Origin of the sequence: Actinomycetospora sp. CA-101289, from assembly GCF_050955895.1 — a bacterium.
In the GTDB taxonomy this organism is placed as follows: Bacteria; Actinomycetota; Actinomycetes; order Mycobacteriales; family Pseudonocardiaceae; genus Actinomycetospora.
This window is the reverse complement of the sequence record NZ_CP192093.1, coordinates 4,851,820-4,865,485: the sequence shown is the minus strand read 5'-3', so window position 1 is coordinate 4,865,485 and position 13,666 is coordinate 4,851,820. Positions and strand designations below refer to the sequence as shown.

Genomic DNA, 13,666 nt, shown 5'->3' with positions numbered 1-13,666 from the left:
CCCGTGGGGCGCTACACCCTGCGGCGGCTGCTGCAGCTGGTCCCGGTCTTCCTCGGGACGACGTTCATCGTCTACGCGCTGGTCTGGGGCCTGTCCGACGACCCGTTCGCGGGCAAGTGCGGGCAGCGCCCCTGCTCACCGGCCTACGTCGCGACGATGACCGAGCGCTACAACCTCGACGACAACATCCTCGTGCAGTACCTGAAGTACCTCGGGGCCCTGCTCACCGGCGACTTCGGGCAGACGTTCTCCGGCACCGAGGTCTCCGACCTCATCGCCAACGCCTACCCGATCACCGTCCAGCTCGCCCTGGTCGCGCTCGTCATCGAGGCCGTGATCGGCATCCTCGCGGGCATCGTGTCCGGGCTGCGGGGACGGGGCTTCGTCGACTCGCTGGTGCTCGTCTCGACCCTGTTCCTCATCTCGCTGCCGGTGTTCGTCACCGGCCTGGTGCTCAAGCAGCTGCTCGGCGTCCAGCTCGGGATCATCCGCACCTCGGTGCCCAACGACCCCTCGCTCGGCGACCTGCTCGTGCCCGGCTTCGTGCTGGGCAGCCTGTCGATGGCCTACGTCGCCCGCCTGACCCGCACGAGCCTGCTCGAGAACGCGCGCGCCGACTTCGTGCGCACCGCCGTCGCGAAGGGCCTCACGCGCCGGCGCGTGGTCGGGGTGCACATGCTGCGCAACTCGCTGATCGCCGTCGTGACGTTCCTCGGCACCGACCTGGGCGCGCTCATGGGCGGGGCGATCGTCACCGAGGGCGTGTTCAACATCCGCGGCATCGGCGGGCTCGTGTTCCGCGGGATCATCCAGCAGGACACCGCCACCGTCGTCGGCATCGTCGTGCTGCTCGTGATCGTCTACCTGGTCGCGAACCTCGTCGTGGACCTGCTCTACGCCGTGCTCGACCCGAGGATCCGCTATGACTGAACCCCTGCTCGCCGCCCGGCCGGGCGATGCCGGGCCTGACGCGGTGGCCGACGCCGAGGTCGAGCACGCCGGCGGGCTCTGGTCCGACGCGTGGCGCCAGCTCCGGCGCCGCCCGCTGTTCTGGGTGGCGTCGTCGATCATCCTCGTGCTGCTCGTGATGGCCTTCTTCCCGTCCCTGTTCACCTCGGTCGACCCGCGCGAGGCCGACCTCGCCGGGTCGGGCGCCACCCCCGGGCCGGACGCGCTGTTCGGGCGCGACCTGCAGGGCCGCGACGTCTACGCCCGCGCGATCTACGGCGCCGGCCCGACGCTGGCGGTCGGGGTGCTCGCGACCCTCGGCACCGTGCTCCTCGGGGCGCTCGCGGGCCTGCTCGGCGGCTACCGCGGCGGCTGGCCGGACTCGCTGCTCTCCCGCTTCGCCGAGGTCTTCGCGGGCCTGCCGTTCGTGCTCGGCGGCATCGTCATCCTCACGACGTTCAACCCGCCCGGCCAGCTCGTGGGCGAGTCCCGCCTGGTCCTGCAGGTGGTGGCGACGATCGTCGTGCTGTCGTGGCCCATGGCCATGCGGATCATGCGCGCGGCGACGATCACCGCCCGGGACCAGGACTACGTGCGCGCCGCGCGGGCGCTGGGCGCGGGGCGGCTGCGCGTGGTGTTCCGGCACATCCTGCCGAACACGCTCGCGCCGGTGCTGGTGTACGCGACGATCCAGCTCGGGGCGTTCATCGGCGCCGAGGCCACGCTGTCGTTCCTCGGCATCGGGCTGAAGGACCCCGTGGTGTCGTGGGGCGTGATGATCGCGGAGTCGCAGGACCGCGTGGCCCAGATCCCGCACGCGATCCTGTTCCCGGCGGGCTTCCTCGTCGTGACCGTGCTGGCGTTCGTCATGCTGGGCGACGCCGTGCGCGACGCGCTCGACCCGAGGGGGCGGTGATGGGTCGGCTCCTCGAGGTCGAGGACCTCCACGTCGAGTTCGGCCGCGGCCGCGACACCGCCTCGGTGCTCAACGGCGTCGGCTACCACGTCGACGAGGGCGAGACGCTCGCCGTGCTCGGGGAGTCCGGCTCCGGCAAGAGCGTCACCGCGCAGACGGTCATGGGCATCCTCGACGCCCCGCCCGGGCGGATCACCGGCGGCTCGGTGCGCTTCCGCGGCGAGGAGCTGCTCGGCGCCGACCCGGAGCGCCGCCGGCTGCTGCGCGGCGAGTCGATGGCGATGGTCTTCCAGGACGCACTGTCCGCGCTGAACCCCGTGTACACGGTGGGCTTCCAGATCGCCGAGCAGTTCCGGTTCCGCCGCGGGATGTCGCGGAAGGACGCGATGGCGCGCGCGGCGGAGATGCTCGACCTGGTGCACATCCCGAACGCGCGGCAGCGCGTCAAGGAGTACCCGCACCAGTTCTCCGGCGGCATGCGCCAGCGCGTCATGATCGCGATGGCGCTGGCCCTGGACCCCGAGCTGCTCATCGCCGACGAGCCCACGACGGCCCTCGACGTCACCGTGCAGGCGCAGATCATGGACCTGCTCGACGAGCAGCGTCGCGAGCGGGGGATGGGCCTGATCCTCATCACCCACGACCTCGGGGTGGTCGCCGAGGTCGCCGACCGGATCGCGGTGATGTACGCCGGGCGGATCGTCGAGCACACCGACGCCGCGACGCTCTACGCCCGCCCCGCCCACCCGTACACCCGCGGGCTCATGGACTCGGTGCCGCGCGTCGACGACGCCGGCGGGGAGCGGGGCGCGCCGCTGCGGCCGATCCCGGGCCTGCCGCCGAGCCTCACCGCGATCCCGCGCGGGTGCCCGTTCCACCCGCGGTGCGCGTATGCGCAGGACGTGTGCGTCGACGAGTACCCGCCGCTGCGCGAGGTGGAGCAGGGGCACGGGCACGAGGCGGCGTGCCACTTCGCCGAGCGGTTCGTCGCCGCGGGCCCGGACCGTCCCGCGACGCAGGAGGTGGTGTCCGGGTGAACCTCCCGCGAAGCGATCAGAGGAGCACGCCGATAGGGGAGCCGGGTGTGGCGAGCCCCGAGCCGGTGCTCTCGGTCCGCGACGTCGTCAAGCACTTCCCGGTGACCCGGGGCGTGGTGTTCCGCCGCACGATCGGCCAGGTGCGCGCCGTCGACGGTGTCTCGCTCGACCTCTACCCGGGCGAGACGCTCGGCGTGGTCGGCGAGTCCGGGTGCGGCAAGTCGACCCTGGCCCAGGTGCTCATGCGCCTGACCCCGCCGACCAGCGGCACCGCGCGCTTCGAGGGCGAGGACCTGTTCGCGAAGCAGGGCGCGGCGCTCAAGGCGTGGCGCCGGGACATGCAGATCGTCCTGCAGGACCCGTACACCTCGCTCAACCCGCGGCGCACGGTCGGCGACATCGTCGGGGAGCCGTTCGACATCCACCCCGAGGTGGCGCCGAAGGGGCAGCGTCGTGCCCGCGTGCAGGAGCTGCTCGAGGTGGTCGGGCTCAACCCCGAGCACATCCGCCGCTACCCGCACCAGTTCTCCGGCGGGCAGCGCCAGCGCATCGGCATCGCCCGCGCGCTCGCCCTGCGGCCCAAGGTGATCGTCTGCGACGAGCCGGTGTCGGCGCTCGACGTGTCGATCCAGGCGCAGGTGCTCAACCTGCTCTCCGACCTGCAGCGCGAGTTCGGGCTGGCGTACCTGTTCATCGCCCACGACCTCGGCGTCGTGCGCCACCTCTGTGACCGCGTCGTGGTGATGTACCTGGGCTCGATCGTCGAGACCGGCACCAACGAGGAGATCTACACGCGGGCGAGCCACCCGTACACGCAGGCGCTCCTGTCGTCGGTGCCCGTCCCCGACCCGACCGTGCGCCGCGAGCGCATCCGGCTCACCGGCGACGTCCCGAGCCCCGCCGACCCGCCCTCGGGGTGCCGCTTCCGCACGCGCTGCCCCAAGGCGGCGCCGGTGTGCGCGGAGGACCCCCCGGCCCTCGAGGTGCGGGCGTCCACCGACCACCCGACGGCGTGCCACTTCGCCGAACCCCCGCACCTGGTCCGCGCGGAGTAGTGGCCCAGTGTCAGCGGAGCGGCTCCGCTGACGTTGAGTGTCCGCATCTCCACTCCGTCACCGAGGACGCGGTCACCCCAGGACACTCCGCACCGCCGGACGGCCTACCGTCTCCCCGCGTGAGCCCCGGCCCGCTGCTGCTCGTCCACGCCCACCCGGACGACGAGACGATCACCTGCGGCGGGGTCATGGCGCGCGCGGTCGCGGCGGGCGTGCCGACGACGCTGATCACGTGCACGCGCGGCGAGCGGGGCGAGGTCATCCCGTCCGGCCTGCAGCACCTGACCGGCGACGCGCTCGGCGAGTACCGCGAGGGCGAGCTGGCCCGGGCCTGCGCCGCCCTCGGGGTCACCGACCACCGCTGGCTCGGTGGGGCGGGCACCTGGCAGGACTCGGGCATGGTGCTCGCCGGCGAGGGCATCCGCGCCGCCGCCCCGGAGACGATCGAGCCCGGGGCGTTCGCGGGCCGGGACGTCGACGACCAGGTCGAGGCGCTGGTCACCGTGCTGCGCGAGGTCGCGCCGCGCGCGGTGCTGACCTACGACGAGCGCGGCGGCTACGGCCACCCCGACCACGTCCGCGCGCACGAGATCACCATGGCGGCCGTGGCGGCCGTCGACCCGGACGCCACCGCGATCACCGTGCACGCGACGGCCGCCGCCCACGACGAGGTCGACGCCGGCCTGGAGGCGCTGCGCCGCCGCGCCTGGCTTCCGCTGCCCGTGCCGCCGGTCGACGACCTGCCGACGGTTCCCGACGCGACGATCACCACGCGGATCGCGCTGGGCGGGGCGCGCGTCGCCAAGCTCGCGGCCCTGCGCGCCCACGCCACCCAGATCAGCGTCTACGACGACGGCCGCGAGCCCCCGGCGTTCGCGCTGTCCAACGGCCTCGCGCAGCCCGTGCTCGGCGCGGAGTGTTTCGTGCACCTGCGTGGGCCGGCGGGCACGCGCGACGACCTGTTCCCGCCCTCGTGAGCGACGCCGAGCAGCCCGACGAGGGGAGCGAAGGACGCCTCGACTGCGCGGGACGCAGCGAAGGTGACCTTCGCCCGCCCACCCGCCGCCGCCACCCCGCGCTCCTCCCCGGCGTCGCGGTCGCGGTGCTGGCGCTCGACGCCGTGCTGCTGGCGTGGACCGAGATGGCGTGGTCGACCCTGCGCGTCGGGGTCACGGGCGTCCCGCTGCCCCTCGCCGCGCTCCTGGCCGCCCTGACCACGCCGCTGCTCGTGCTCGGCGCCGACGCGGTGCTGCCCGGCACCCGGGCGCCGCTCGTGCCGCTCGCCGCCTGGACGCTCACCGTGCTCGTCACCGGCCTTTGGAGCCCGGCCGGGGCGGGCGTACTGCCGCCGGACTGGCGGGCCGTCCTGCTGCTCGCGGGCGGCGTCGTGCCCGGCGCGCTGGTGCTGTCGTGGCGCACCGCCCGGCACCGGACGCTGACCCGTCACGGTTGAGCGGCGCCCCGTCCGGGGACAGTCCCGCCATGCCCGCCATCCCCGACGAGCACGTCGTCCGTGTCCTCCGGCCCTTCGTGGCCGCCACCGGGCCGGTGCTGCGCGGACTCCGCGACGCCGACCCCCTCCGTCTCGGGCGCCTGGCCCAGCGCCGGGCGATCGAGCTCCAGGAGGGCCGGGGCGAGCTCGAGCCCGTCGCCACCACGACGCCCCGGCGCGCCCGCGTCGCCCGGGGCGCGCGCACCGCGCGGGCACGGGCGCTCGACCGGCTGGCCACCTCCAAGCTCCCCGGCACCCCCCGCTGGCAGGCCATGAGCCCCGAGGAGCGCGACGACTGGTGGGTGTCGCGGGTCGGGCGCTTCACCTCGGCGGTCGCCTCGATCCCGGGCCTCGGCGGGGCGCTGGCGCGCCGGCTGCCGGTCTCGGACATCCTCGGTCTCGGCGCCCAGGGCCTGGTCATCTGCGCGATCGCCGGCGAGCACGGCCTCGACGGCCGCGACGAGCAGGTGCGCCTGCTGGCCGCGGTGCTGTTCGGCCGCGACGTCGACCCGGCTGTCCACGGCGACCCGCACGACGCCGACGTCGAGCGCGAGGCCGGCGAGCTGCGCGGCTCGGTCGGCAGCTCCGAGGACCACGAGGAGCGCGGCCGCCTCGCCGCCCTGGCCCGCGCGGTCTGGCGGATGGGTCGCACGCTGTGGGGCCTGCAGGAGGAGCTGGGCCGGCGCCCCCAGGGCGGGCGGTTCTGGCGGACCCTCGCCAACGTGCCGGTGGTCGGCGCACTCGCCAGCTACCGCAGCGAGCGGTCCGGGCTCAAGCGGGCGGCCCGCGCGGCCGCCCAGTGGGTGGCCCGGGAGCAGGGCCGCACGCGCTGACCGGCGTGTGACGGGCGCCATCCCGGGACAATCGGTTCGCCCCCGCACGGGCGCGCGCCGGACTCGACCGGGATACTCCCGGGTGGCGTGCCCGGCCGTGTGACACCACCGCGCGAGGACGGGCCGCGCCCGACGACGTAGTGAGGAGCAGGAGCAGACGTGACGTACGTGATCGCCGAACCGTGTGTCGACGTGCTCGACAAGGGCTGCATCGAGGAGTGCCCCGTCGACTGCATCTACGAAGGGGGCCGGATGATGTACATCCACCCCGACGAGTGCGTCGACTGCGGGGCGTGCGAACCGGTCTGCCCCGTCGAGGCCATCTACTACGAGGACGACGTCCCCGACCAGTGGTCGGTGTACACCCAGGCCAACGTCGACTTCTTCGACGAGCTGGGCTCGCCGGGCGGCGCCTCCAAGGTCGGCAAGGTCGACCGCGACGTCGGCCCCGTGCCGGCGCTGCCGCCGCAGGGGGAGTGAGCTCCGGCACGCGCCGCCGGGTCCTGCCGGACTTCCCCTGGGACAGTCTGGCGGGCGCCGCGGCCGTTGCCCGGTCGCACCACGACGGGGTGGTCGACCTGTCGGTCGGCACCCCCGTCGACCCGGTGCCCGACGCCGTCGGCGAGGCCCTGCGCGCCGCGTGGGACTCGCCGGGCTACCCGCAGACGTGGGGTACTCCGGCGCTGCGCGAGGCCGCCGTCGGCGCGCTCTCCCGTCGCCACGCCGCCGGGCTGTCGGCCACCGAGGGCCTCGACCCGGACGCGGTGCTGCCGACCATCGGCTCCAAGGAGCTGGTGGCCTGGCTGCCGACGCTGCTGGGCCTGGGCCCCGACGACGTCGTGGCGTTCCCGCACCTCGCCTACCCGACCTACGAGGTGGGCGCCCGGCTCGCGGGCACGCGCACGGCCGTCGTGGCCGACGACGAGCCGCTGCCGGAGGGCACGCGGCTGGTGTGGCTGAACTCGCCCTCCAACCCGACCGGGCGGGTCCTCGACGCCGGCCGGCTGACCGACCGGGTCGCCGAGGCCCGCGCGCTCGGCGCCGTCGTCGCCTCCGACGAGTGCTACCTCGCGCTGCCCGGACCCGGGGTCGTCACGACCTCGGTGCTCGACCCCGCCGTGCACGGCGGTGACGTCTCGGGCCTGCTGGCGGTGCACTCGCTGTCGAAGACGTCCAACCTGGCGGGCTACCGCGCGGGCCTCGTCCTCGGCGACCCCGCGCTGGTCGCCGACCTGCTCCAGATCCGCAAGCACGCCGGGATGATCGTGCCGCGCCCCGTGCAGGAGGCGATGACCGCCGCCCTGCGCGACGACGAGCACGTCGCCGCGACCCGGGCGCGCTACGACGCCCGCCGGGCCGTGCTGCGCCCCGCGCTCGAGGCCGCCGGCCTGCGCGTCGAGCACTCCGAGGCCGGGCTCTACCTGTGGGCGACGGCGGGCGAGCCCTGCCGCGCCACCGTCGACCGCCTCGCCGCGCGCGGCATCCTCGTCGCCCCCGGCGAGTTCTACGGGCCCGCGGGCGCGTCCCACGTCCGCGTCGCGCTGACCGCCTCCGACGAACGGATCGCCGCGGCCGCGGCGCGGCTGGGGGAGTGAGCGCGCCGGAGCGGGTGCGCCCGGCCGTGGTGCTGCTCGCGGTGCTGGCGCTGGGCGTCAACCTGCGCGCCGCGCTCTCGGCCTACCCGCCGCTGCTGGAGACGATCCGCGCCGACCTCGGGCTCTCGGCCGGGTTCGCCGGGCTCGTGCAGGCCGCGACGATCCTCATGATGGGCGCGGGCTCGTTCGCCGCCCCCGCCCTGGCGCGCCGGGTCGGGCGCGAGCAGGCCGCGGCGCTGGGCATCGCGGCGATCGCCCTGGGCAGCGCCACGCACGGGGTCCCGGCGGCGGTCACGCTCGTCGTCGGCAGCCTCGCGATCGGGCTGGGCATCGGCGTCGTCGGTGTGGCCATCACCGGCGTCGTCCGCGACCACCTGCCCGAGCGGGCGGGCGCGGCCACCGGGCTCTACACGGTGTCGATGATGGGCGGGGCGACCGTCGCGTCGCTGACGGCGCTGCCGCTGCAGGACGCGCTCGGCGGCTGGTGGTGGGCGCTCGCGGCGTGGACCGTGCCCGCCGTCCTGGCCCTCGTCGTGTGGTGGCCCGCCACCCGGCGCCTGCACGACATCCCCGCCGCCGCGCCGGTCCGCCTGCCCTGGCGCAACCGCTTCGCCCGGCTCGCCGTGCTGTTCCAGGCGATGTCGTCGGTGCAGTTCTACGGGTGGCTGACATGGCTCGCCCCGTTCTACGAGGCGCAGGGCTTCTCCACCGCGCGTGCCGCGGTGGTGCTCTCGGTGTGGAACGTCGTGCAGATCCCCGCGGCGCTGCTGGTGCCCCTGGCCGCCGAGCGGCGCCGGGCGTGGGCGCCGTGGGCCGCGTTCTGCGTCGTGTGCGCCGGCCTCGGCGTCACCGGGACGTTCGTGGCGCCCGTGCTGCCCGTCGTGGGCCCCTGGCCGTGGGTGGTGCTGGCGTCGGTGGCCGTCGGCGCCGGGTTCCCGCTGGGGCTGGCCGTCGTGGCCTGGCGGACCCCGGACGGCGCGACGTCGGCCTCGGTGTCGGCGCTGACCCTCGGCTCGGCCTACGTCCTCGCCGCGCTCGCCCCGCTCGTGATGGGCGTGCTCATCGACCTCGCCGGGTTCCGCGCGGCCCTGGGCGTCATCGCCGTCGGCGTCGTGGTCCAGGGCGTCGCGGTCGTACGCCTGGGCCCGCGGCACGTCACGTGGGAGCCCAGCCGCTGAGTCACGGGCCGCGGGGTCACGGGCCGCCCAGCCCGGCCCGGCGCGCCCGCGCCACGGCCTCCGCCCGGCCGGCCACGCCGAGCTTGGCGAACACCGCCGACGCGTGGTTGGTGACCGTCTTGGTGGCGAGCCCGAGCCGCGCGCCGACGGCCGACGTGGTCAGCCCGGCCGCGAGGAGCTCGAGGACCTGGCGCTCGCGCTGGGTCAGATCCCCGAAGGGGTCGGCGGTACGCCCCGGACCGGCGACGAGGCCCAGGACGCGGCGGGCGACGCCGGGCCCGAAGATCGCCTCGCCGGCCGCCACCGCCCGCACGCCCCGCACGATCTCCTCCTGCGTGGCGCCCTTGAGCAGGTAGCCGTGGGCGCCGGCGCGCATGGCCGCGAACACGGTGTCGTCGTCGTCGAACATCGTCAGCATCAGCACCGCGACCGACGGTGCCGCGCGCAGGACCTCCGTCGCGGCCGCGACCCCGTCGAGGTCGGGCATCTGCACGTCCAGCACGAGCACGTCGGGGGCCTCGGTCACCGCGGCGCGCACGGCCTCGCGCCCGGTCGCGGCCGTGGCGACGACCTCGATCCCCGGCACCGACGACAGCAGCGCGGACAGCCCGTCGCGCACGACGGGGTGGTCGTCGGCGAGGACGACGCGCAGCGGGCGCTCGGCGGTCACAGCGGCAGCCTCGCGGACACGCGCCCGCCCCCGGGCTCCGGGCCGGCGGCGAGCACGCCGCCGAGCTCGGCCACGCGCTCGCGCATCGACGCCAGCCCGACCCCGGAGGTCCACGAGGTGCTCGGGGCGCCGTCGTCGGTGACCGCGAGGTCGAGCACCGGCCGGTCGGGGGCGTCGTCGCCGCCCACGTGCACGTCCACCCGCGTCGCGCCGGCGTGCCGGACCGCGTTGGTGACCGCCTCCACGACGATCCGGTACGCGGTGACCTCGACGGCGGCCGACAGGGGCGGCAGCGCGGCGTCGTCGTGGACGGTGACGGCCACCGCGTCGCCGCCGAGGCCCTCGACGTGGCGGCGCAGGGCCTCGAGGAGCCCCAGCTCGTCGAGCACGGGCGGGCGCAGGGCGTACACGAGGCGGCGGACGTCCTCGATGGCCTCGGTGGCCGCCGCCCGCAGGGTGTGCAGCAGGGCCGCGGCCCGGTCCGGGTCGGAGTGCAGGACGTTGCCGGCCGCGTCGGCGGTGAAGGCGATGCCGGTCAGCGCGGGGCCGAGGCCGTCGTGGAGGTCGCGGCGCAGGCGGCGGCGCTCCTCCTCCCGGGCGCCGACGAGCTCGGCCCGCGACCGCTGGACCTGCTGCGACAGCTCGGTGGCGTGCACGGCGACGGCCAGCGGGACGGCGAGCAGCTCGAGCGCGGCGCGGTCGGCGTCGTGCAGGGCGCGCTGGCCGCGGCGCACGCCGACGACGAGCTCGCCGACGTCCTCGGTGCGGTAGCGCAGGGCGACCGACGCGGTGGTCGCGGGCTCGGTGCCGTGCGCCGCGGTGACGACGCCGTCGCGGCGCACCGCCACCCAGGGCAGACGCAGTGCCTCGGCGACCGCGACGAGGACGTCGTCGGGGGTCCCGGTACGCAGGCCGTCGCCGAGGCGCGAGAGCGCGCGCACCGGGTCGCTGCGGTCGCCGTAGAGGGCGCGGTCGACCAGGCGCTGCAGGCGCACGCGCACCGGGTTGAAGCCGACGGCGATCACCAGGGTGGCCAGCACGCTCGTGCCCAGCCCGCCCTCGCGGCGCAGCAGCACGTCGCCGACGGCGACCAGGGCGAGGTAGACGCCGACGACGCCGACGGTGAGGAGCGCGTAGGCCACCGTGCGGGAGAGGACGAGCCGGATGTCGAGCAGCTGGTGGCGCAGCACCGCGACCGTCATCGCCGCCGGGACCAGCGCGATCGCGAGCAGCTGCAGGATCGGCCCGGCGTCGAAGAGACCCCACGGCACGAGGACCACGATCACCAGGACGAGGGCGAGCACCAGCCAGAGCAGCTGCCGGCGTCGCTGCTCGTCGCCCCGGCGGTAGCGCACCACGAGGCCGACGACGGCCGCGGTGAGCAGGAGCAGCTGGGCGACCTCCGAGACCGTCCACAGCGGGGCGAGGGCGGCGTGGCCGTCGAGCACCAGCCACGGCCGCAGGACCCGGCCCACGACCTGACCCGGCTCGGTCCCGGCGTTGACGACGAACAGCGGAGCGGTGACGGCGGTGGACCACGCCACGACCCGCCAGGCGCGTCCGGGCAGCAGGCCGTCGGGGAACACGAGCAGCGCCAGTGGCAGGAACAGCGCGATCGACCACGGCCAGGCGGTGGTGAAGACCGTGTCGAGCGTGCGCGTCACCGGCTCGGGCCAGCCCCGGTCGGCGCTGAGCAGGACCAGCGGCGCCGCCGCCGCGGTGGCCGTCTGGCTGACCCCCGCGGCCAGCAGCAGCCAGCCCAGCGCGCGCCGGGGACGGTGCCCGGCGATCAGCACGCCGGCCGTCGCGCAGGAGAGGCCGATCGCGACGTTGGTGACGACGAACCCGTCGACGGCCTCGGTGGGAGTGACCCCGGCCAGCCCCGCGCCGACGACCGCGACGCTGACCTCGAGCAGGACCAGCGCGAACAGGGCCCCGGCGAGCACGGCCGCGCCGCGACGTCGCGGCGGGGCCTCCTCGCTGGTCACGGTCGTGAGTGTGGCGCGCGGGCGGGCGGGTTGTCCCGGTCCGGTGCCCGGGTCCGCCCGGGTCGGCGCCCGGCCCGGACCGGGAGCGCGGCCCTGGTGGCCGGGGATCCGCGCGCCGCACCGTCACGCCATGACCACGACCCTCTCCGCGCCCGTCCGCACCGCGCCGGCCTGGCGGACCGCCGCCCTCATCGTCACGCCGCTCGGCCCGCTCGCGATCGCCGTCCTGCGCTGGCTCCTGCCCTACGACACCACCGACGACGCGGCCACCCTCGTCGCGAAGGTCGCCACGCACCCGGGCGTGCAGTCCACGGTGCTGTGGCTGAGCCTGCTCGCACTGATCACCCTGCCGCTCGGCGTGCTGGTGGTCGGCGCGATCGCCGCCCGGGCCCGCCCGGTGCTGGGGACCATCGCGGCGGTGATCGCGTGGCTCGCCTTCGCGAACCTCGCCTTCCTCGTCGGCCCCGACCAGATCGCGCTGGCCGGCGTCGAGGCGGGGCTGCCGGCCACGGCCACGTCGGCGCTGCTGGACGCGTCGATGGCGCACCCGGTGAGCGCCGTCGCCACGACGGTGTGGGTGATCGGGCACATCCTGGGCACGGTCCTGCTCGGCGTGGCGCTGTGGCGCACGATCCCGGTGTGGGCGGCGCTCGCCCTCATCGTCTCCCAGCCGCTGCACCTGGTCGCCGCCGTGATCGTCCCCAACCACCTGCTCGACGGGTTCGCGTGGCTGCTGACCGCCGTGGGCTTCGCGGTGACCGCCGCGGTGGGGCTCAGGCCGCGGCCGGCCGCAGACGCCGGGTGACGCCGGCGTGCACGGGCTCGACCACCCGCGCCGCGACCGGGCCGAGGACCGCCATGAGCAGCACGTACGTGGTGGCCAGCGGGGCGAGCCCGGGGTCGACGGCGCCGGTGGTCAGGGCCAGGCCGGCGATGACGATGGAGAACTCGCCGCGCGCCACCAGCGCCGCCCCCGCCCGCCAGCGCCCCAGCGGGCCGACGCCGATCTGGCGCGCGGCGAACCACCCCGCGCCGACCTTCGTCGCCGTCGAGACCACGGCGAGCACGAGCGCCGCGGGCAGCACGGCGGGCACCTCCGCGGGGTCGGTGTTGAGGCCGAAGACGACGAAGAACACCGCCGCGAACAGGTCGCGCAGCGGGGTGAGGACGCGGGCAGCGGTCTCCGCGGTGTCCTCGGAGATCGCGATGCCCAGCAGGAACGCGCCGACGCCCGCCGAGACCTGGAGCTGGGAGGCGACGCCCGCGACCAGCAGCGCCAGGCCCGGTACCCGCAGCAGGAACACCTCGGAGGTCGGCGACTCGACCAGCGCCGACACGACCCCGCCGAACCGCAGGGCCACGACGAGCACGACGATCAGCAGCGCGACGGCGATCCCGACGGTGCGCAGCCCGGCGACCAGGCCGATCGCGGTGAGCGCCGCGGTGGTGATCGGCAGGTAGAGGGCCATCGCGAGGTCCTCCATGACGAGCACCGAGAGCACCGCGGGGGTCTCCCGGTTGCCCAGCCGGCCCAGCTCGTCGAGGACCTTGGCGACGATCCCCGACGACGACACCCACGTCACGCCGACCATGGCCAGCGCGCCGAGCGGGCCCCAGCCGAGCAGCAGCGCCGCGATCGCGCCCGGCGCCGCGTTGAGCACCATGTCGACGATCCCGGCCGCCCAGGACCGGCGCAGGCCGCCGACCAGGTCGGACGCGGAGTACTCGAGCCCCAGCAGCAGGAGCAGCAGCACGACGCCGACCTCGCTGGCGACGCTGGTGAACGGCTCGATGCCCTCGAGGGGCAGCAGGCCGCCGGAGCCGAACGCCAGGCCGCCCACGAGGTAGAGCGGCACCGGCGAGATGCCCAGACGCCCGGCCAGGCGCCCGAGGATGCCGAGCCCGAAGAACAGCGCGCCCAGCTCGATGAGAGGGAGGGCGGAGGAGTGCACGA

General features: G+C 75.7%; 14 protein-coding genes. 11 read left to right on the top strand and 3 right to left on the bottom strand.

Annotation, left to right across the window (positions count from 1 at the left end; translation table 11 throughout):
• Positions 1-3 precede the first annotated feature (3 nt).
• From ACQPX6_RS24345 to ACQPX6_RS24300, 10 genes are all read left to right on the top strand, one after another.
• Entirely contained in the window at positions 4-930 is a 927-nt protein-coding gene (locus ACQPX6_RS24345) for an ABC transporter permease (protein ID WP_433783104.1), read from the top strand.
• Positions 923-1,864 carry an ABC transporter permease gene (locus ACQPX6_RS24340; RefSeq protein WP_433783103.1) on the top strand — a complete coding sequence of 314 codons (942 nt, stop codon included), beginning with the start codon at positions 923-925 and terminating at the stop codon, positions 1,862-1,864. Before ACQPX6_RS24345 ends, ACQPX6_RS24340 begins: the two co-directional genes overlap by 8 nt.
• On the top strand, positions 1,864-2,901 hold the full coding sequence (locus ACQPX6_RS24335) for an ABC transporter ATP-binding protein (protein ID WP_433783101.1): 1,038 nt from the start codon (positions 1,864-1,866) through the stop codon (positions 2,899-2,901). The genes ACQPX6_RS24340 and ACQPX6_RS24335 overlap by 1 nt, the downstream gene beginning before the upstream one ends.
• A 47-nt stretch (positions 2,902-2,948) precedes the next feature.
• The gene (locus ACQPX6_RS24330; protein ID WP_433783100.1) at positions 2,949-3,956 is read left to right on the top strand and encodes an ABC transporter ATP-binding protein; all 1,008 of its coding nucleotides are present in this window, start codon (positions 2,949-2,951) and stop codon (positions 3,954-3,956) included.
• 119 nt (positions 3,957-4,075) lie between these two features.
• Positions 4,076-4,933, top strand: a complete 858-nt coding sequence (mshB, locus tag ACQPX6_RS24325) for an N-acetyl-1-D-myo-inositol-2-amino-2-deoxy-alpha-D-glucopyranoside deacetylase (RefSeq protein WP_433783099.1) — start codon at positions 4,076-4,078, stop codon at positions 4,931-4,933.
• On the top strand, positions 4,930-5,409 hold the full coding sequence (locus ACQPX6_RS24320) for a hypothetical protein (protein ID WP_433783097.1): 480 nt from the start codon (positions 4,930-4,932) through the stop codon (positions 5,407-5,409). The genes mshB and ACQPX6_RS24320 overlap by 4 nt, the downstream gene beginning before the upstream one ends.
• Before the next feature lie 29 nt (positions 5,410-5,438).
• Positions 5,439-6,281: a hypothetical protein gene (locus ACQPX6_RS24315; RefSeq protein WP_433783095.1), complete on the top strand. Its 843-nt coding sequence runs from the start codon at positions 5,439-5,441 to the stop codon at positions 6,279-6,281.
• Positions 6,282-6,440: 159 nt separating this feature from the next.
• Positions 6,441-6,761, top strand: coding sequence for a ferredoxin (gene fdxA / locus ACQPX6_RS24310; protein ID WP_274188178.1), 321 nt, complete (start codon positions 6,441-6,443; stop codon positions 6,759-6,761).
• Positions 6,758-7,876, top strand: coding sequence for a succinyldiaminopimelate transaminase (gene dapC, locus ACQPX6_RS24305; protein ID WP_433783093.1), 1,119 nt, complete (start codon positions 6,758-6,760; stop codon positions 7,874-7,876). Before fdxA ends, dapC begins: the two co-directional genes overlap by 4 nt.
• A complete protein-coding gene (locus ACQPX6_RS24300; RefSeq protein WP_433783091.1) occupies positions 7,873-9,054 on the top strand; it encodes an MFS transporter in 1,182 nt (393 codons plus the stop codon). Before dapC ends, ACQPX6_RS24300 begins: the two co-directional genes overlap by 4 nt.
• Before the next feature lie 16 nt (positions 9,055-9,070).
• On the opposite strand, the gene ACQPX6_RS24295 is transcribed toward ACQPX6_RS24300, so the two are convergent.
• Positions 9,071-9,724: a response regulator transcription factor gene (locus ACQPX6_RS24295; RefSeq protein WP_433783089.1), complete on the bottom strand. Its 654-nt coding sequence runs from the start codon at positions 9,722-9,724 to the stop codon at positions 9,071-9,073.
• The gene (locus tag ACQPX6_RS24290) at positions 9,721-11,712 is read right to left on the bottom strand and encodes a sensor histidine kinase (protein WP_433783087.1); all 1,992 of its coding nucleotides are present in this window, start codon (positions 11,710-11,712) and stop codon (positions 9,721-9,723) included. The genes ACQPX6_RS24295 and ACQPX6_RS24290 overlap by 4 nt, the downstream gene beginning before the upstream one ends.
• Positions 11,713-11,842: 130 nt before the next feature.
• Here ACQPX6_RS24290 and ACQPX6_RS24285 point away from each other — a divergent pair, with 130 nt between their 5' ends.
• On the top strand, positions 11,843-12,517 hold the full coding sequence (locus tag ACQPX6_RS24285) for a hypothetical protein (RefSeq protein WP_433783085.1): 675 nt from the start codon (positions 11,843-11,845) through the stop codon (positions 12,515-12,517).
• On the opposite strand, the gene ACQPX6_RS24280 is transcribed toward ACQPX6_RS24285, so the two are convergent.
• Positions 12,486-13,664 (bottom strand): cation:proton antiporter, encoded by a 1,179-nt coding sequence (locus ACQPX6_RS24280; RefSeq protein WP_433783084.1) that lies wholly within the window; start codon positions 13,662-13,664, stop codon positions 12,486-12,488. The two genes, ACQPX6_RS24285 and ACQPX6_RS24280, sit on opposite strands and share 32 nt — an antisense overlap.
• Positions 13,665-13,666: the final 2 nt, after the last annotated feature.

Excerpts from the sequence above, each read along its gene's own strand:
- ACQPX6_RS24340 (WP_433783103.1), top strand. The coding sequence starts at position 923 with ATGACTGAACCCCTGCTCGCCGCCCGGCCGGGCGATGCCGGGCCTGAC.
- ACQPX6_RS24315 (WP_433783095.1), top strand. The coding sequence starts at position 5,439 with ATGCCCGCCATCCCCGACGAGCACGTCGTCCGTGTCCTCCGGCCCTTC.
- ACQPX6_RS24335 (WP_433783101.1), top strand. The coding sequence starts at position 1,864 with ATGGGTCGGCTCCTCGAGGTCGAGGACCTCCACGTCGAGTTCGGCCGC.
- ACQPX6_RS24285 (WP_433783085.1), top strand. The coding sequence starts at position 11,843 with ATGACCACGACCCTCTCCGCGCCCGTCCGCACCGCGCCGGCCTGGCGG.